The following is an 18185-nucleotide window of genomic DNA, read 5'->3' as shown; positions in this document are numbered from 1 at the left end:
TGAAGCAATTCAAAGTATTATGTTTATGCATGATTATATTTTTTATCAGCGGAGTAAATATAAATGTGGTAGCGAAGAATAAAACGATAAATTTTGAGCGCATTGATTCTTATTTAGAAGATCAGATGGATAAGCAAGCTATAGCTGGTTTAGCTTATGTAATCGTTCAAGGAGATAAAATAGTTCACTCAAAGGCTTTTGGGAAGGCGGATATTGGGACAGAATTGTCTGTTCAAACACCAATGAAACTTGCGTCTTTAAGCAAATCCTTTACAGCATTAGCAGTCATGCAATTAGTTGATCAAGGGAAAATTGATCTAGATGCACCAGTGCGAAACTATATACCGTGGTTCCAACTAAAAGACAATGATTTATCAAAGGGCATAACGATTAGGCATCTATTAAATCAAACAAGTGGTATCCAATCTGACGGAGAGTTGGTCTTGGGGACTGAGCTACTAAACAAGTCACAAGAGGAAACGGTAAGATTGATGAAAAGGGTCGGGCTATCTCACCCAGTTGGAACAGAATTCGAGTACTCTAATTTGAACTATGTTAGTTTGGGCTTAGTTGTTGAGCATGTAACAGGTAAATCTCTTGCTGATTATATCCAAACAGAAATTTTGTCACCTTTACAAATGAATAATTCCTACACATCTGTTGAGGAAGCAAGGAAACATGGACTTTCGAAAGACTTCACCTCATGGTTCGGCATGCTAGTACCAACGAGGACAATGATAAGTGATTTACCGAACTTTCTTGCAAGCGGATATATGATATCAAGCGCTGAGGATATGGGGAAATACTTATTAATGTATATGAATAAAGGGGAATTTCAAGGACAATCGATTCTATCTGATAAAGGTATTCAAACTTTGCAGACACCGGCTAAAGTAGCGAAAATGGTTCTAGATGGTCAATATTTTGGCAACTATGCAATGGGCTGGTGGGAGAGAACGGTTCAGGGAACAAAAATAATCGGTCATTCAGGCGATTTATTTTCTGCTGCAAGAACGGATATGTATATACTTCCAGAGCAAGAAATGGGGGTTATAGTTTTATCTAATACGAATAACGGCAATTTTGCTCCTGGAGACTCCCATATTAGTACAGAAGGTGTCATTTCCTTGTTAATAGGTAAAGAACCTATGAATAGGGAGGAGCAAGGTTTTGAACAATACTATATGATTTTTGATGTAATTGTAGCTCTCATAATAGCAAGTTTTATTTTGTATATTGTTAAGTTGAAAAAGAGAAAGGCAACGCACGTTTCGATTACAAAATGGTTTGTCATCTCAACAGGATTACAATTATTCTTGCCGGTTTCAATATTAATTGCAGCACCAAAATGGCTTGGAATACCGTCATGGGGATATTTGTTCTTTGTGCAGGCAGATTTAGTTAGTGTACTGCTCATTACTCTACTTTCTTTTATTACTATTGGAGTCATAAAAATAGTATGGCTGCTTCAGAATATCAGGCGAAACCATTATAATTCCGAAATGAAATATCATTAATATTTTAAGAGTTTTGTACTTCAGCCCTTTTTTGAATAATCGCGCTGACCTTACTGCGTAAAAATTTATGTAACATTATTAAATAACCTCTCGTCAGTATACTTGAAATTTCAACTAGAAGAGGGAGAGTACATAACTATGAAAAAAGGAATAATCGTTCTTATGTTAACGATCGTATTAGGCGTTGTAGTGACAGCCTGTTCCAGCAATAAGGAGGCTGCGATCGAGTCGAAGCTGCCTGTGAAAGAAATGGTGGAGCAGATGGTGAAGAAGGTGCCGCAGCCTGCTCAAATAGAATTGAAAGCTGATGAAGTGAAAACATTCTATCATTTAGACCCGGCGAAGCTTGAGGAATATGAAATTAGATTTCCGATGATGAACGTCAAGACCAATGAAATCGCCATTTTGAAAGTGAAAGATGCGAAGGATGTTCTTGAAGTTGAATCAGCAGTGAAACAAAGAGCGGAAGATGTGAAAAAGCAATTCGAAATGTATCTGCCAGATCAATATGAGAATGCCAAAAACTATAAGCTCATCACGAAAGGAAATTATATTTTATTAGTTATTTCAGAGGAAGCAGACGAGCTTGTGAAAGTTTACGATAGCTTCTTTGATCAAAAGTAAACGATCATGGTATTTAGCAGCTTAATCTTTTTATTTTGGTTTCTGCCGGTTGTTTTAGTGCTTTACTATTGTTTGCCGCGCCGGTTTCGAAATTTTATTTTATTTATAACTAGCCTACTCTTTTATGCGTGGGGAGAACCAGCTTACATCGTACTTATGATGATATCCACTATGCTGGATTACAGTTTCGGTCTGTTGCTCGATAGACCGAAGCTTTCTCCCCGGAAGCGCAAGCTCATCGTTACATTATCCATTATCGCTAACCTAGGGATTCTGTCGTATTTCAAATACGTGGATTTTCTTATACAGAATGTCAACGCATTGCTCGGAACACATATTCATTCAACAGAACTGCCTCTCCCCATCGGAATATCTTTCTATACGTTTCAATCTATGTCCTACATTATTGACGTATATAGAGGAAGTGCTAGAGCCCAGCGGAATTGGGTTGACTTCGGAACTTATGTTGCCTTGTTTCCTCAACTGGTAGCAGGTCCGATTGTCCAATATAACACGCTTGCCGTACAGCTTAAGGAACGCTCGGAAAATATCCAAATGTTTGCAGAGGGTGTTCGCCGGTTCATTATTGGTCTGACTAAGAAGGTTCTTCTTGCCAATAATATCGGTATTCTTTGGCAAACCATTTCCCATTCAAATCTTGATTCGCTACCTGCGTTAACAGCCTGGATTGGAATTGTCGCTTTTGCTTTCCAAATCTATTTTGACTTTAGCGGTTATTCTGACATGGCCATTGGCCTCGGCCTCATGTTCGGCTTCCGGTTTAGAGAGAACTTCAACAAGCCGTATATTGCAGAAAGCATTACTGATTTCTGGAGAAGATGGCATATTTCGCTCAGTAGCTGGTTTCGAGATTATGTCTATATTCCGCTTGGGGGAAACCGCCGGGGGTTAGCTATCCAAATGCGTAATATCCTCATCGTTTGGCTGCTTACAGGATTATGGCATGGAGCAAGCTGGAATTTCGTCTTATGGGGGCTGTACTTCGGCGTTATTCTGATGATTGAAAAATGGTGGGGGTTAAAGCTGTTACAGCGCTTACCGCATTGGGTGAGGCACATCTATGCAATTTTTCTTATTTTAGTAGGTTGGGTTTTGTTCGCTTTTGATCAGCCGTCCTTGATCGTCCATTATTTGCAGGCCATGGCGGGACTCAATCATCAGCCGATTTGGAATGATAGCACAGTGTACTATGCTTATACGAACGCTATTTTGCTCGTGGTCCTGATAATTGCCTCAATACGGAAGAAGCAACCGCCAGAGTCATCCTTTTCACTCGTTTGGTATGGATTTCTCTTTTTTCTTTCCATTGCTTACTTGGTTGACGACACTTTTAACCCATTCTTATATTTTCGCTTCTAGGGGGAGTACATCATGACAGATCGATTATTCGTTTTAGGTTTTGTTGGAACACTATTTCTAATCTCTGTGATCTTTCTTATCTTGCCCCCTCAGCGATTCTCCGATTTAGAAAACAGATATTTGCAAGGAGCCCCAGAGCTATCTTGGAATAACATATTATCGAAGAAATATGCCGAAGATGCGGAAAATTTCCTAACAGATCATTTTCCTTTTCGAGGCAAATGGTTGTGGGTGAAATCCACTGTGGAACAATCGAGACTTCAACAAGAAAATAACGGAATTTATAAAGGAAAAGATGGCTATTTATTTGAAAAATTTTCAGAGCCCAATTATAAGCAAATAGAGCAGTACACAGAGTCTATCAATCAATTTGCCATGCATCATCCGGAGGTGAGCATGACCTTCATGCTGGCACCTACCTCAACAGGCATTTATCCCGAACGATTGCCTTGGTTAGCACCGACGTATTCTCAAAAAAAGGTGAATCAATTTGTAGCTGATCATATGTGGAATGGGCTGACCTTTATGGATGGCTTTGATTTTCTTAGCAAGCATGCTGCTGAGCCTATTTATTATCGAACTGATCATCATTGGTCAACATATGGCGCTTATTTAGCTTATAGCTCCTATGCAAAACAGAAGGGGTGGCCATATTTTCAACAGAATGATTTCCAAATTCAAACAGTAAGTCATTCGTTTCTAGGAAGCTACCATACAAGGAGTCAGTATAGCGGTATACTCCCCGATGCTATCCAGGCCTATATCCCTCGCAAACCTGTACATACAAAGATGTATATCGCGGATCATGATGAAATGAAAACGAGCATGTATGATGCAAGCTTTCTTGATAAGAAGGATCAATATTCCTATTTCTTAGGCGGTGTACACGCTTTAATGAAGCTTACAACAAGTCTTGAGCCGCAAAGCATACAACAGCAGAAGCTGCTAGTCATTAAAGACTCCTATGCACATAGTGTCATTCCCTTCCTCACCAATCATGTGCCGGAAATTCACGTGATTGATATTCGTTATTATAATGGCAGCATTAGTAAATACATGTCCGAAAATGGCATTAAGGACGTTCTGTTTTTATTTAACACTGCCACCTTTGTCGACAATGATGCTCTGTTGAAACTGAATAACTAATAGGAAGTGCATTTTGGAAACTAGCTATTTATTTTACTAGCTAGCGAAATTTTTAACTTGCACTTCTTTTCCACATTCCAATTTCTTGTAAAAAAAGGCAACGAGCATTGCTGGAATCGTACAAATAATCATTCCGATAAACGCGTATCTTGGTTCTATTTCATATAAATACCCGCCGAAAAGAGTGAACACTGCAGTGCTCCAGCTAAGTGCCAAGGCTGAGTATATTCCTTGTGCTTTCGGAATTTGCTCATGTGGAATATTTTTAATTAAGTATTGCATAAAGGCATAATGTGCCATCGCAAAAGAGCATGCATGTAATGTTTGTGCGATAGAGAACATAATGACATTAGGAAAGGCAAATACTAAGATCCAACGTAATGTTGATCCCAATGCTGCCAGGGTCAGCAGGGAGCCTATAGAGTATTTACGGAAAGCTCGGTCCGCAAAGAAAAAGAAAAGGATTTCAGCAATGACCGCAATGTTAAGAATGATTCCAATTAAAAATTTTGGTGCGTGAATATCTTGTAAATAAATATACCCATAGCTGTAATAAGAAGCATGTGCTGCTTGTAATAAAATCACAATGACGAGTACTAAACCGAAATGTTTGATCTTAAATAAGCTAAGAAGGCCGCCAGTTTTTGTCTGACTAGCTTGTGGTTTACCAGATAAAACAACGGGTGCATGCATAAAGCCAAGACCTACAAATATCAATGTACCAATTAACAGCACCCATAAAATCACATCATCCCCAAATGCCCCTGTAAAGAACGTCATGATCATGCCGGCAACGACAAATCCAAGTGATCCCCATGAGCGGCTCTTACCGTAATGCTGTAATTGCTTATTTTGTACGAGAACACTAGCTGCACTATCTAATGCAGGCATCAATGTAGGATAAAATAAATGCAAAAGTAACGTAATGATCAGCAAGCTTGAAAAGGAGTTTGCCGGGATATAACATAGAATGGCTAGCAGAGCTGCGACTGACATGCCATTTAGTAAGGATTTGCTGCTAAATTTCCCTGAAAAATAAGGAAAGGCAAATAATGTTGAAAGTCCTCGTGCAGCCATTCCTAAACTCATAATCAAACTTGCTTCTGACACTGTAATTCCCTTTGCATGTATTAGCCACCCGGTCCAATAGGGGAGAAATATCCCCCAAGTCATATAGAAGCTGAAGAAACGAGTGCTCATCCAGCGTTGTGTATTCATAGTCAATCCCTCCAATAATTGCATCATAACAGGAGGATGCTTACAATAATATGAGATATCTCATATTTAGGGTGTGAATAATGGAAATTTATGAAAAACAGAAGGGGAAGCGTTATTTGGAGGAATACTCCATTTCGCATTTATTTTCCTTTCCGATAGGAGAGTACATAGAAGTACGCGAATATAAGCGTGATGAATGGATTATTCGCGAAGGGATGAGACCCGATTATTTATTTTACGTCATTGAGGGCAAAGTCAAAATCTATGTAACGCATCAAAATGGAAAGGTGTCTTTACTCAATTTTATCAATGCGAAAGAGTTTATTGGGGAAATGGAGTTATTAAATGAGGTGTACTATACAAAAGGAATTCAAGCATCTACGAAGACCATTTGTTTTGCAATTCCGTTTCATCCATGCCGAACACAAATGCTTGAGGATACGACATTTCTCCGTGAACTAACGAAATTTTTGAGTATGAAAGCAACAAAAATGGCTGAAAAGTATTCACAAAGTCTTGCCTTCCCACTTGAAAATCGGCTTGCGGATTTTATTTTACAAACGGCAGATGAAGAGGTCTATAAAGAAAAACATGTAACGGTATGTGATTTTTTAGGTGTTTCTTATCGTCACTTATTGCATGTGCTTGCACAATTTTGTGAAAAGGGATACTTGAAGAAGGAGAGACATCAATATCGTATTCAACAGCCGCATAAATTAATGGAGCTTTCTGTGCTATTAAAGAATGAATAGTGGATATTTGCCTGTTGTAATAAGTAAAAGAGTAGAGTGCTGAATTTAATTAGCATTCTGCTCTTTTTTAATTCAATAATAAAAAATATCATTACAAAAAATTAATATTGCATTAATAATTATTCGGTTTAATTGAATTGTAAACTATAAATCTATTAGGAGGATTTATTAGATGATTAATAAGAAACTTGTGAAAAAAGGAGCTTCCTTAGCACTTGCTTTAGCAATTACCGTTCCAGCGATTACACCAGCGGCTGCGGCTGCTCAGAAAAATATTAAAATCGAATCTATTAAATTCAATGGAATGAAGGCACCAGCTACCATTGATGAAATGGTTAAAACGTATACAAATGCAACTGTTGATGTGAAATATAACAATGGAAAAATAAAAACATTTCCGCTGTCTTACAACTACCTATTTAAATCCGAAGATAAAGTTGCAACAGTTAAAGGTGAAAAAATTCCAGCAGGTACCCCAATTGATGTAAAAGGAAATCCAATTAAAGATCCTAGCAGCACAGATGGAAAATATTTTGTCTCCGATGCTCCGGATTCAAACAGCTTAATGATGCCTATTAACGGCAAACTTTATATGGTGACACATTATGAATATCAAACTATTGATGCAGCCGGTAAATCAGCATACGGTCTAGTTCCAGCTTCTATGTCTTTAACTGAGTTGGAACAGGACAAAAAAACAGGTGAACTGAAAACTGTAAAAGTTGATAAAATTGACTTTTCAGCAGTAAATGGACTTTGGATTCCATGTAACGGATCATTATCTCCTTGGAATACACATTTAGGTTCTGAAGAGTACGAACCGGATGCACGTCTTTTCTTAGACCCAGCTTCGAAAGTAAGAAGCCAAGTTGAAACATTCTCTCAATTCTATTTTGGTGATAAAGCAAAGGCTAATCCTTATTTCTATGGCTACACTCCTGAAATTACAGTAGAAAAGAACGGGAAAACATCCGTTGTAAAGCATTATAGTACAGGACGCTTCTCACATGAATTAGCGAAAGTCATGCCTGATAACAAAACTGTATTTTATGGGGATGATGGCGGTAATACAGGAATGTTTATGTATGTAGCTGACAAAGAAAAGGATTTATCATCAGGTACATTATATGCAGCTGCATTTAAACAAACAGGTACAGAAAATGGCGGTTCAGGAGACTTACAATGGATCCGTTTAGGACATGCAACGGATAAAGAAGTGAAGGATATTATTGATAGCGGCATTACATTCAATGATATTTTTGAAACGTCAGACGCTCCTAAAGAAGGTTATACAGCGATTAAAACATACTCAAATGAAGGCAAAGTTGAGTACCTAAAACTAAAACCAGGTAAAGAAAAAGCAGCAGCTTTCCTTGAAACTCGCCGATACGCAGCCATGCTTGGCGCAACGACTGAATTTAACAAAATGGAAGGCGTCGCATTAAACGCAAAGGATAAAAAAGTATATATTGCTATTTCCGATCAAAGTAAGGCTATGGAAAAAGATTCAACAGGAAAAGATCCAGTTGACCATATTCAATTACCAAAAATAAAAGCTGGCGTCACTTATCAATTAGATTTACAAGGCGGTCAAAAGGACAGCGAAGGAAAGGCTATTCCTAGCTCTTATGTAGCACGATCTATGTTTGGATTGGTAGTAGGAGAAGACCTTCCTGCTGCTGACGCATATGGGAATACAGCAAATGTTGAAAAGATAGCAAATCCAGATAACTTAAGCTACTCTGAAGCAATGAGAACACTCTTTATTGGTGAAGATAGTGGTGCCCACACAAATAACTACGTTTGGGCTTATAATGTTGATACGAAGGAATTAGCCCGTATTTTATCAGTTCCAGCAGGAGCGGAAGCAACTGGATTATTTGCTGCTGATGACCGTAACGGATTCTCATACATTTTCAGTAATTTTCAGCATCCTGGTGATGAAGTAGATGGCAAGTCCATTACAGCTGTTAATAAAGATGAGCTGCTTAAAGCTGTTGATAAACAAATTGGTATTAATAAAACAGGCGGAATTGGTTATATCTCTGGGCTGCCTTCTTTAACAAAAATGCCAGATTTCACTGCACCTGCTGCTCCTAAAGTAGATAAAGTTACAATAAAATCTAAATCAGTTACAGGTACAACTGAAAAAGATGCTACTGTACAAGTTTATAATGGGAAAACATTATTAGGGGAAGCAAGAGCAAATTCAAAAGGAAAATTCACTGTGAAAATTAAAGCCCAAAAAGCAGGGACAAGCCTAACTGTATTGGCTAAAGATGAATCTGGAAATAAGAGCAAATCAACAATTGTAAAAGTTTCTTCAAAATAGTAAACATTGTGCTTATAAAAAAGAAAAGGGCTGTCGTAGAAAGACTTTACGACAGCCCTCATTTGTATTAATTTAGCTCATCAGTTATTCGAAGTAAGAAATCGCTCATACGTTTATAAGCATTTAATTCATTTTCTCTTTTTGAAAAGCCATGTCCCTCATCATGAAATACTTGATAATCTACATCTATACCTTTGTTCTGTAGAGCCAAAACCATTTGATCTGACTCAGATTTCTTCACTCGTGGATCATTTTCGCCTTGAATAATAAGTATGGGCTTACCCATATGATCTACATATGAAATTGGTGATTGCTCAATTAATTTCTCTTTATCTCGTATAGGGTTACCAATCCATGAATCCATTCGTTCTTTCCAATGAGGTGGACTTGTCTCAATTAACGTAAATAAACTACTAGGACCAAAAGCGTCTACACATGCCTTGAATTTTTCCTGATGGCGTCCAAATAAAAGAAGTGACATATACCCACCATAACTAAAGCCTAAAACAATAATGTTCCCCTCGATTGCTTTCCCTTCCTTTATGAGCAGATCTATTCCAGAAAGGATATCTAAACGTGGTCCACCCCCCCAATCTCCTTCAATCATTTTTAGAAAAGATGTTCCGTAATTAGGAGTTCCTCGAAAGTTAGGAGCAAAAATACTAAAGCCTTGTTGGAGTAAATATTGGAAAAGCCCAAAGTAACTATTTTGTTCATTAAATTGGGGACCACCGTGTGTATAAATAATAGTATGATTGTTACTCCTAGCTTCATCTGCTTTATAGAACATTGCTTCGATTTCTACCCCATCAAATGATCTGTATGTCATACGTTCTGGATCGACCAAGTTTTTAGCTGGTACATCAGGAACGGAATTTTCCAGTATACACTCCCAATCATCGAATGGAGTTTTCTTATAAAGACTGCTAGGTATTGTCGGAGAAGACCCGCAAATGTATATATTTTCTTTTTCAGTTATTATAAATTGCTGGATTGTATCAGTTGGAAGAGTAATATTTTTCAAGAATTGATTTTCTATATGATAGGAATAAAGTTTATCGACCGGGCCGGACTTTGTTTGGAAATAAAGTGAACAAGTGGAGGGATTGAATTGTAAATATTCAATATCCTCATTGTCGATTCCAACTACCTTTTCAAAATGTCCAGAATCAATATCGTATTTAGCGAGGTATGTAAATTCCTCCATATAGTTAGTAGTAAAGTAGGCAATTTCATCAGAAGTAAAGATAAGACTAGAAACTCGGTACGGTTCAGCAGGGTTTGAAATAACTTCGGCTTCCCTATCCCTGTTTTTTATATAAAGCTTCATATTGCTATGGTTTTTCCGAACAAAGAAGGCAATGTTTTCTTCATTGGGACTTACATCTAAAAGTCTAGTTTCTGCTCCCCTTCCTTTATGCAATAACTTTTCTTCATTGCTTATTAAATCGTAGGTAAAGATTGAGAGATAAAGTGGATTGTTTTTTGTTGATGAGTAATAGAGTCTATTGCCATCATCGGAAATTTTTCCGATAAAATACATACTATCTTTATCAGTTCTGATGTTCCTCCAATTTTCTCCATTGGCTGAAATAGAGTATATATGGGATAGCTCATTCCCATCTCGATCACTTGTAAAATAGATGTTGTCCTGATTAGTCTCTTTATTAGGCGTAACATGTATTTCGAAAGTTTTTTGGTTATGGGAAGTAAGCTGGCTTAACTTGTTTCCATTTATTAAATCCATTTTCCAAAGATTATAATTCTCAGATTTATTCATGCTTAAGAATATTTCAGTTTCTTGACTATTTATTGAAAAAGCAGAAATAGATAATGGTTTTAAAAAAGGCTCTAATTCAATTTTTTTAGTTGTAATCATCTTTTAACCTCTTTTTCAATTTTTTTATTGACCATATTTATGCAAAATAATGAAATGACTTTAACTGTATTAAGAAGGTTGCTAATTTCCATAAATTCATCAAATCCATGTACGCGGTTGGCTTGTGTCCCAGGTCCATAGTTAATGGCAGGAATGCCATTTTGGATAAACCATCTAGAGTCGGATTGCCCCATTACCCCAGTTACTGGTAGCTCAACGTCATTTATTTCTTTACTCGCTTCTTGGAGAGCTTCAATAAGCGGATGATTGCGCTCGACGATTGTCGGTGTTGTTTCAGCTTCCCCTTTTTTCTGCAATATAATATTCATATCTTGGTCATCTTCTTTTAAGCTGGATATCATGTTCTCGATACGTTCCACGATGGAATCAATAGAGTGTTCTGGAATGATTCTTAAGTCCACCTCAATTTCGCAGCCTCCTGGAACGACGTTAGACTTTGTCCCCCCAGAAATAATTCCAACATTAATAGTCGTGTACTTCATTCCATTAATCATAGATGGTTCATTCATAAGCTCAGCCTGTAACTTTTCTAATCCATTAATGACTTTTGCCATTTTTTCAATTGCATTGATTCCATTCCACTTAAATCCGGAGTGGGCAGGTGTTCCAATTGATTTAATAACTAATTGTGTCATGCCGGCCATAGCATGAATGATTTCTTGGCTATAACCTTCAACTAGTGCAAAATCGCCTTTCAATAATCCATTGCTTGTTAGGTACCCTGCACCTAATTCCCCACCTGTTTCTTCATCACAAGTTGCAGCAATAATAATATCACCATATAGTGGAATTCCTGCTCGTTTAAGGACCAATGCTGCACCAATATAAGCTGCCAGTCGCCCTTTTGAGTCTGTTGCCCCTCGCCCAAATATTTTCCCATCATGAATCATTCCCGAAAATGGCGGAAATGTCCACTTATTATGATCATCTTCTGGAACAGTATCTAAATGGGCATTTAAAATAAGGGAAGGACCAGAACCGATTCCCTTCAAAGTTGCAATGATATTTTTCCTCTTCGTCTGTAGCCCTTTTTGTTCTACGATTTCTTCCGGGACCGGTAAAACACTAACGTCTAAGCCATAACTTGTTAATTTTCGATAAAGAAATTCACATATCTCCTCATAGTCCCCTGGTGGGTTAACACTTGGGATTTGGATCATTTGAGATAATAACGAGACAATTTCAATTTCTAAAGACTTCATTTCATTCAAAATTAGCTGTTTCATTCTCTCTTACCTCCCTTTCAAAAATGAGAACGTGTTTTGAGTGGTTCTTTTTTACAAAATAGAATAAATAATCCTTCCTGATGACTTATAATATAAATAACAAAAAACTGTATATATAAAAATATACAGTTTTACAATATTTAAAAGGATAGATGAAAAATGCCGATCATTCCCCTTCTCAATGAGAATAGTGATGTGCCACTTTATGTACAAATCTATCATTATATTAAAAATGAAATTATTTCAGACAAAATTCCAAAGAACTCAAGACTTCCCTCTATTCGGAAGCTCGCAAACTTTCTTAGTGTTAGTACAACAACAGTGGAAAATGCCTATCTTCAATTGATGGCAGAAGGGTTTATTGAAAGTAAGCCAAAAAGCGGGTATATTGTTTTGAATCTGCCAGACCCAGTATTAAGTCTTAATAGAGAGAATACGAATGCAAGGTCATCACAAAACTACCCTAAGTTTGATGCAACGAATTATCGATATGACTTTCATTTTTCTATGAATGATTTTTCTATCTTTCCGTTTCAAATTTGGAGGAGATTATATGCAGAAGTTCTTCAACAGGAGCATAAACATCTTCTTTTCTATGGTGATTTACAAGGGGAAAAGGAATTAAGGTATGAAATAGCTAAGTATTTATATCAATATAGAGGGGTTATCTGCACTCCCGAGCAAATAGTAATAGGAGCCAATCAATTTCAATTAATTTCATTGCTAAGTATTATGTTTAAGTCCTATACAACAAGCATCGGGGTAGAAAATCCGGGGTATTTAACCATGCCGTCTGTATTCAGAAACCATAACTATAAGGTTTTTCCAATATCTTTGGAAAGGGATGGTATTAATATTCAGGAAATCTATGAAAAGGACATTCAACTTGTTTGTGTATCCCCTTCTCACCAATTTCCAAGAGGCATGACGATGCCGATCTCCAAGCGTTTGCAGTTACTTGAATGGGCAAAGGAAGTAAATGGATTTATTATTGAAGATGATTATGATGGTGAATTCCGCTATCATGGAAGGCCGATTCCCTCCCTTCAAGGATTAATGGAAAATGCTAATGTTATTTATTTGGGAGGTTTTTCACAAATTCTAGCTCCAGCAATATGTGTGAACTATATGGTTTTGCCAGAAAAATTATTAGAAGCTTATCATTTTCATAAAAATGAAATGTTAGTTGACCAATCTTCTTCCAGACTTCATCAGAAGGTGCTTCAGCTATTTATCGAGAGAGGATATTTAGAAAAACATATTCGTAAGATGAGAAATATTTATCGAACAAAGCACGACCTAGTAGTAAGATCTGTTCAGAAATACTTTCAAGATCGTGCTAGATTAATTGGAAAAGATGCAGGGTTTCATGTTTTATTGCAAATAGATACTAATAAATCTGAAGAAGAGCTCATTGCACTATCAAAAAAGGCCAGTATCAGAATTGTCCCAGCCTCCTTTACCTGGATAGAGCCTGCAGAAAATAGACCAAAAGAATTTCTTCTCGGTTTTTGTGGAATTGAATTAGATAAGATTGAGGACGGAATTCGAACTCTCAATCAAGCATGGTTTTCATAAAACATCTTCGGTTAGCGCATTGCTCATATTCCATATCTGATCAACATTTAGAGGATTTATTGCGTATTGAGGATAGCTGCTTGAACCGAATATGTTCTTCAATTGTGTAAAGCCTTTTTCAGTTGTTGATGATTTAACAATCTCTCGCTTATGATTGATCAGCTGGCCGGTTACATTCTTAAATTCATCTGAGGTGCAAATATGAAAATAGTTATCTGCCATGCCGGCTGGCAGAGGATTCGTGAGATTTTGTATCCGAGCAAACACTTTCCAAATCGAATTCATTTTTTGAATCGTCTCGTTTGATAGTTTTACTCTGTTAATTTGAATGGCATTGACTTTGATCCCCATGCTTTTAAATTCTTCCGCCAGTTTGAAGGTGAGCATTAATAACGCCATTTTCGAGTCTCCGTACATTTTATACGTGCTATAGGGACGCGTGTCCTTCAGTTCTCCACGCAAATTGTCGAACTCGATCTTTCTTTTCGGGTCGAAGAAATTTTTGATGTTTGTCGTACAGGCGTTTAGAATTCTTGGATCTTCTGATTTTGCAAGATGATCTACTAATAAACGAGTCATTAAATAGGGACCGAATGTGTTCGTAGCGAAAGACAATTCAATATGCTCAGGACTAAGCTTATACTCTTTGACCCCATGATTTAAGTAGGCGGCGTTGTGTATTAAGATGTCCAACCGCGGGTATTTGGCTTTAAAGGCTGTGCAAAATGTCCGAATAGAATCAAAGGAAGAAACATCAAGCTCCATCAGATCAACATTCGCATTGTTAGTAGTTTCAATGATTTCTTTTTGTACCGCAGAACTAATTTTCATATTACGGCAAGCCATAATAACACGATATCCTTCTGCCGCAAATTTATAGGATGCTGCTTTACCAATTCCGGAATTTGCTCCAGTAATGATAACAATTTTGTCTTCCATCACGAACCTCCTGTTTTTTCAACCATATTTGTTCTTTCAGTATTCCCAGCACGCAATTGTGCGGCGGTTACAATATCCTTGGCAGTGCTGTTTAAAATGTGAATCATCTTTTCCTCATCAAACTCTTTTGGCAGTAATCCATTAGCCACCAGGATACATAAACCTGTTTGGAAAATTTTCATTTTTAATAAAATAGTCATCAGTTCATCTTCGGTAAGTCCTTTGAGAAGGTGATCTTGTTTCATCATTTCCACAAGAAGCCCCATATCTTGCTCCTGATTATTCATGTGATCATAATTCTTCATAACAAGATCTCGAAACAGGACGCTGTACTCCTTAGCGAACCGAAGACTTGCGACTCCTATATCATGAAAAGGATTGCCTGTATTTTGCTCATTCAGAAGCTGTCTGCTAACCGCGTATGTCTTTTTAATTACCTCTTCGATTAATTCGTCTACCTCTTTAAAATTTACATAAATCGGAGCGATGGAGCTGCCTAGCTTATCAGCTACCTTTCGGATTGTAATACTGTCTATTCCTTCTGTTCTTGCAATTTCAAAAGCGGCATCGATGATTTGTTCCTTCTTAAACTTAGACTTAGGTGCCATTTTGTACTCCTTTAATCAATAAATTTCATTTGATACATATCAAGTGTTATATATCATTTATTTTACGTTGTTTTTTAAAAAACGCAACCATTTTTTATAAAATTTAACAATTTAATACTAAGTTTTTTTAAAATCAAAAAAATCATTTGAAGTACCGGAAATCTATATTAAAATGATTGTATCAAAGAGAGAGAAGGATTTTGAATGTGGATTGTAGCAGCAGTACTGACGATGTTTTGCTTTGGGATCAACAATATGATTTTCAAGGTTACGTCAGGAAAAGGACTATCAAAAGTACATATGCAGTTTTTCTTTTATCTGATTGCGTTTTTATTAATGTTAAGCTATGGAACCGTCATAGGGTTTGCACCATTTAATAGCTTAACAATCATACTTGGGGCGATTATCGGAATCTTGAATGCGAACGGCAATATTCAAATGTCAAAGGCGTTCGAAAAAGGACCTGCGAGTTTAACGTCGCCGCTTATCAGCACCAATACAGTAATTCCTATCTTAAGTGCAGCACTTATTTTTCACGAGCATATTACACTCATTCAGTGGGTTGGCATTATTGTTATCCTTGCTTCTGCCGCAGTCATTCAATATGCACCAGGCAGTGGGGTTAAACTGGATTATAAGCCGTGGATGTACCGTGTTTTATTATCAATTGGGTCATTTGGTGTGCTCGGTGTACTTATGAAGACGTCTACACACTTACAATTTGATTCAATCAACACGCTTGTTTGTATGTATGGCGGCGGAGCAGCTTATTTAATTATTAATAGCTTTGTTATGAAGGAAAAATGGCAGCGGTCAGAGCTGAAATTTGGTGCCATTATTGGCTCAATTAGTGTTATTGGTTATAGCAGCTACTTTTTTGCACTTGATACAGGAGTGGCGAGTATTGTATTCCCAATCGTCAGCTTAAGTTGTTTAGTTGTCGTTCTCAGCAGCTGTTTGTTATATAAAGAAAGACTTAAAATGTATCAAATCATCGGAGTTATATCCGCACTAGCTGGAATTGTGCTAACAAAAATTTAATATAAAATCAAGAAGGAGAGCACCCTAATAAATTAGGGTGCTCTCTTTGCTATTTACATATCAATCAATGAAAATTTGGTGGCCATTATCTTGTTTTTTTGACAGCTAGTCCACTAAAAGAAATCGGACCAACAACGTTTGCTTGAGTGTTAGGTGTAACATTTTCAGCGGTAACCTGATAGACGTTGACGCCTGCTGGTACATTGAAGTCAATAGCTTGGAATGTGAAGGAGTAGTTCTGTTCTGAACCAGCTGATTCTACTCCATTTTGAGTATTAAAGATTTCTCTGCCGTTGCGAAAAATTCTAAACAAAATTTGGGAAATGTTTGTAATTCCTTGTACACCAACAGTTGAAATTAGCTCAACACGATTGTTTCTGGACACATTGGCTGGGATACTTATTTGAATCGAGGCTAAAGTAACTCTAAATGGAGATCTTGGAATTGTAAATCCATTCGCTGGTCTAAACCTGCTTTTAGGCTCTGTTGCTTGGTAATCAAGAATTGTCACCATGATATCACCTCCTTTTGCAGAATACTTTTAAATTATGAGATTTATCGGAGTTTGATTGTGCAGCTGACTAAACTATGTTATTTACTTGAACCAAACAATCATAATACATAGAAGAGCAACGACAGAGGCCCATAATTGGTATGAAAGAAACTGATTAAATTTTCGGAAGTTTAAATAATCTGAAATATGTCGATGCTGTTAGGGAAAATTATTATGTTTGAGGTGGTACTTTGAAAAAGTCAGTAAGTTATAGTGTTTTGGGACTAGTTTTAGCAGCTGGAATTGGGAGTATATTTCTTTTAAACGATAATGATGAAGCAAGCAATATCGATAACAAACAAGATCCCATACAACAGGAAGCAAAAGAGGTATCGCAAAAGGCGGTCGAAGTTTCAGTTTCGGATGATGGGAACCTAAATGCCAATCATTTGTATATCCCATGGACGATAAACAAGAATGGCAATTTGTTTTTCTTAAGTCAAAGAGAAGGTTCAGTGATTCAAATAAATGGAGATCTTGGCTTAGTAGACGTACAAAATGTGAAGGTTTCTAAGGAGATTTACCATGAAGGAGAAGGTGGCTTTCTAGGGTTTACACTTGCGCCTGATTTTGAGAAATCAAACATGGCTTATGCATATCATTCTTACCAAAAAGATGGTAAAAACCTGAATAGAATTGTATCACTGAAATTGGAAGGGAATATGTGGAAAGAAAACGGTGTCCTTTTGGAGGGAATTCCTGGTGGTGATGTGAATACCGGCGGTCGGATCAAAATTGGACCTGATGGAATGTTATACGCAACTACTGGTGATATTGGAGTAGGAGAAAATGCACAAAATCTTAAGAGCTTAGCTGGGAAAATTCTAAGAATGACTTTAACTGGAGAAATTCCTAGTGATAACCCGTTTAAGGATTCATACGTTTATTCTTATGGTCACCGTAACCCTCAAGGGTTAGCCTGGGACGATAAAGGGAATCTTTATAGTTCTGAACATGGAGCATCAGGGCATGATGAAATTAACCTGATTCAAGCCGGGAAGAACTATGGCTGGCCGTTAATTCAAGGGGACGAAGAAGCAAAAGACATGGTAAAGCCAATTGTTCAATCAGGTGATAAGACTTGGGCTCCTTCCGGAATGGCTTTCAATGATGGAAAGCTTTATGTAGCTTCATTAGCAGGCAAAAAAATATTTACGTACGATGTCGCGAGTAGAGAATTAGAGGAGTTTTATACTGAGGGGGGCAGATTAAGGGATGTCCTTGTTGATAAAGATGGGTTATTTACTATCACAAGTAATCGTGATAAACGTGGCAATCCATCAGATAAGGATGATCGCTTAATTCATATTTCTTTAACTGAAAAGGCCTCTGCGAATTAATACATGATTTAAAAAGGTAATCATCCTATAA

At 37.2% G+C, this 18185-nt stretch carries 15 protein-coding genes; 9 read left to right on the top strand and 6 right to left on the bottom strand.

The window, feature by feature from the left end; translation table 11 throughout:
• The first annotated feature begins 65 nt into the window (after nucleotides 1–65).
• The 4 genes from H0173_RS17010 to H0173_RS16995 all read left to right on the top strand — a co-directional run bounded on the left by H0173_RS17010 (nucleotide 66) and on the right by H0173_RS16995 (nucleotide 4667).
• A complete protein-coding gene (locus tag H0173_RS17010) occupies nucleotides 66–1517 on the top strand; it encodes a serine hydrolase domain-containing protein (protein ID WP_221847708.1) in 1452 nt (483 codons plus the stop codon).
• A 138-nt stretch (nucleotides 1518–1655) separates the two neighbouring features.
• The gene (locus tag H0173_RS17005) at nucleotides 1656–2141 is read left to right on the top strand and encodes a DUF4358 domain-containing protein (RefSeq protein WP_221847707.1); all 486 of its coding nucleotides are present in this window, start codon (nucleotides 1656–1658) and stop codon (nucleotides 2139–2141) included.
• 6 nt (nucleotides 2142–2147) lie between these two features.
• Entirely contained in the window at nucleotides 2148–3521 is a 1374-nt protein-coding gene (locus H0173_RS17000) for an MBOAT family O-acyltransferase (RefSeq protein WP_221847706.1), read from the top strand.
• Nucleotides 3522–3533: 12 nt separating this feature from the next.
• Complete coding sequence (locus H0173_RS16995; protein WP_221847705.1) at nucleotides 3534–4667, top strand: DHHW family protein; 1134 nt, start codon at nucleotides 3534–3536, stop codon at nucleotides 4665–4667.
• A gap of 36 nt (nucleotides 4668–4703) precedes the next feature.
• On the opposite strand, the gene H0173_RS16990 is transcribed toward H0173_RS16995, so the two are convergent.
• Nucleotides 4704–5885 (bottom strand): MFS transporter, encoded by a 1182-nt coding sequence (locus H0173_RS16990; RefSeq protein WP_221847704.1) that lies wholly within the window; start codon nucleotides 5883–5885, stop codon nucleotides 4704–4706.
• Nucleotides 5886–5965: 80 nt separating this feature from the next.
• On the opposite strand from H0173_RS16990, the gene yeiL reads away from it, so the two are divergent.
• Together yeiL and H0173_RS16980 are read left to right on the top strand one after the other, a co-directional pair.
• On the top strand, nucleotides 5966–6637 hold the full coding sequence (yeiL, locus tag H0173_RS16985; RefSeq protein ID WP_221847703.1) for a transcriptional regulator YeiL: 672 nt from the start codon (nucleotides 5966–5968) through the stop codon (nucleotides 6635–6637).
• A 172-nt stretch (nucleotides 6638–6809) separates the two neighbouring features.
• Nucleotides 6810–8969, top strand: a complete 2160-nt coding sequence (locus H0173_RS16980; RefSeq protein WP_221847702.1) for an alkaline phosphatase PhoX — start codon at nucleotides 6810–6812, stop codon at nucleotides 8967–8969.
• 67 nt (nucleotides 8970–9036) lie between these two features.
• On the opposite strand, the gene H0173_RS16975 is transcribed toward H0173_RS16980, so the two are convergent.
• Nucleotides 9037–10848, bottom strand: a complete 1812-nt coding sequence (locus H0173_RS16975) for a S9 family peptidase (RefSeq protein WP_221847701.1) — start codon at nucleotides 10846–10848, stop codon at nucleotides 9037–9039.
• Entirely contained in the window at nucleotides 10845–12095 is a 1251-nt protein-coding gene (locus tag H0173_RS16970) for a M20 family metallopeptidase (protein ID WP_221847700.1), read from the bottom strand. The genes H0173_RS16975 and H0173_RS16970 overlap by 4 nt, the downstream gene beginning before the upstream one ends.
• Nucleotides 12096–12254: 159 nt before the next feature.
• On the opposite strand from H0173_RS16970, the gene pdxR reads away from it, so the two are divergent.
• Nucleotides 12255–13673: a MocR-like pyridoxine biosynthesis transcription factor PdxR gene (gene pdxR / locus H0173_RS16965; protein ID WP_221847699.1), complete on the top strand. Its 1419-nt coding sequence runs from the start codon at nucleotides 12255–12257 to the stop codon at nucleotides 13671–13673.
• Here pdxR and H0173_RS16960 read toward each other — a convergent pair.
• Together H0173_RS16960 and H0173_RS16955 are read right to left on the bottom strand one after the other, a co-directional pair.
• Nucleotides 13668–14612, bottom strand: coding sequence for an SDR family NAD(P)-dependent oxidoreductase (locus H0173_RS16960; protein WP_221847698.1), 945 nt, complete (start codon nucleotides 14610–14612; stop codon nucleotides 13668–13670). The two genes, pdxR and H0173_RS16960, sit on opposite strands and share 6 nt — an antisense overlap.
• Nucleotides 14612–15220 (bottom strand): TetR/AcrR family transcriptional regulator, encoded by a 609-nt coding sequence (locus H0173_RS16955; RefSeq protein ID WP_221847697.1) that lies wholly within the window; start codon nucleotides 15218–15220, stop codon nucleotides 14612–14614. Before H0173_RS16955 ends, H0173_RS16960 begins: the two co-directional genes overlap by 1 nt.
• A 204-nt stretch (nucleotides 15221–15424) precedes the next feature.
• On the opposite strand from H0173_RS16955, the gene H0173_RS16950 reads away from it, so the two are divergent.
• Complete coding sequence (locus H0173_RS16950) at nucleotides 15425–16261, top strand: DMT family transporter (RefSeq protein WP_221847696.1); 837 nt, start codon at nucleotides 15425–15427, stop codon at nucleotides 16259–16261.
• An 85-nt stretch (nucleotides 16262–16346) separates the two neighbouring features.
• On the opposite strand, the gene H0173_RS16945 is transcribed toward H0173_RS16950, so the two are convergent.
• Nucleotides 16347–16775, bottom strand: a complete 429-nt coding sequence (locus H0173_RS16945; RefSeq protein ID WP_221847695.1) for an exosporium protein C — start codon at nucleotides 16773–16775, stop codon at nucleotides 16347–16349.
• 230 nt (nucleotides 16776–17005) lie between these two features.
• On the opposite strand from H0173_RS16945, the gene H0173_RS16940 reads away from it, so the two are divergent.
• Entirely contained in the window at nucleotides 17006–18154 is a 1149-nt protein-coding gene (locus tag H0173_RS16940) for a PQQ-dependent sugar dehydrogenase (protein ID WP_221847694.1), read from the top strand.
• The last annotated feature ends 31 nt before the right edge of the window (nucleotides 18155–18185 follow it).

The organism is Bacillus sp. S/N-304-OC-R1 (assembly GCF_019749375.1).
In the GTDB taxonomy this organism is placed as follows: Bacteria; Bacillota; Bacilli; order Bacillales; family Cytobacillaceae; genus Cytobacillus.
Note: the sequence above shows the minus strand (reverse complement) of the source record. Positions and strands in the feature narration are given on the sequence as shown.

Excerpts from the sequence above, each read along its gene's own strand:
- H0173_RS17005 (WP_221847707.1), top strand. The coding sequence starts at position 1,656 with ATGAAAAAAGGAATAATCGTTCTTATGTTAACGATCGTATTAGGCGTT.
- H0173_RS17000 (WP_221847706.1), top strand. The coding sequence starts at position 2,148 with ATGGTATTTAGCAGCTTAATCTTTTTATTTTGGTTTCTGCCGGTTGTT.
- H0173_RS16995 (WP_221847705.1), top strand. The coding sequence starts at position 3,534 with ATGACAGATCGATTATTCGTTTTAGGTTTTGTTGGAACACTATTTCTA.
- H0173_RS16990 (WP_221847704.1), bottom strand. The coding sequence starts at position 5,885 with ATGAATACACAACGCTGGATGAGCACTCGTTTCTTCAGCTTCTATATG.
- yeiL (WP_221847703.1), top strand. The coding sequence starts at position 5,966 with ATGGAAATTTATGAAAAACAGAAGGGGAAGCGTTATTTGGAGGAATAC.
- H0173_RS16980 (WP_221847702.1), top strand. The coding sequence starts at position 6,810 with ATGATTAATAAGAAACTTGTGAAAAAAGGAGCTTCCTTAGCACTTGCT.
- H0173_RS16975 (WP_221847701.1), bottom strand. The coding sequence starts at position 10,848 with ATGATTACAACTAAAAAAATTGAATTAGAGCCTTTTTTAAAACCATTA.
- H0173_RS16970 (WP_221847700.1), bottom strand. The coding sequence starts at position 12,095 with ATGAAACAGCTAATTTTGAATGAAATGAAGTCTTTAGAAATTGAAATT.
- pdxR (WP_221847699.1), top strand. The coding sequence starts at position 12,255 with ATGCCGATCATTCCCCTTCTCAATGAGAATAGTGATGTGCCACTTTAT.
- H0173_RS16960 (WP_221847698.1), bottom strand. The coding sequence starts at position 14,612 with ATGGAAGACAAAATTGTTATCATTACTGGAGCAAATTCCGGAATTGGT.
- H0173_RS16955 (WP_221847697.1), bottom strand. The coding sequence starts at position 15,220 with ATGGCACCTAAGTCTAAGTTTAAGAAGGAACAAATCATCGATGCCGCT.
- H0173_RS16950 (WP_221847696.1), top strand. The coding sequence starts at position 15,425 with ATGTGGATTGTAGCAGCAGTACTGACGATGTTTTGCTTTGGGATCAAC.
- H0173_RS16945 (WP_221847695.1), bottom strand. The coding sequence starts at position 16,775 with ATGGTGACAATTCTTGATTACCAAGCAACAGAGCCTAAAAGCAGGTTT.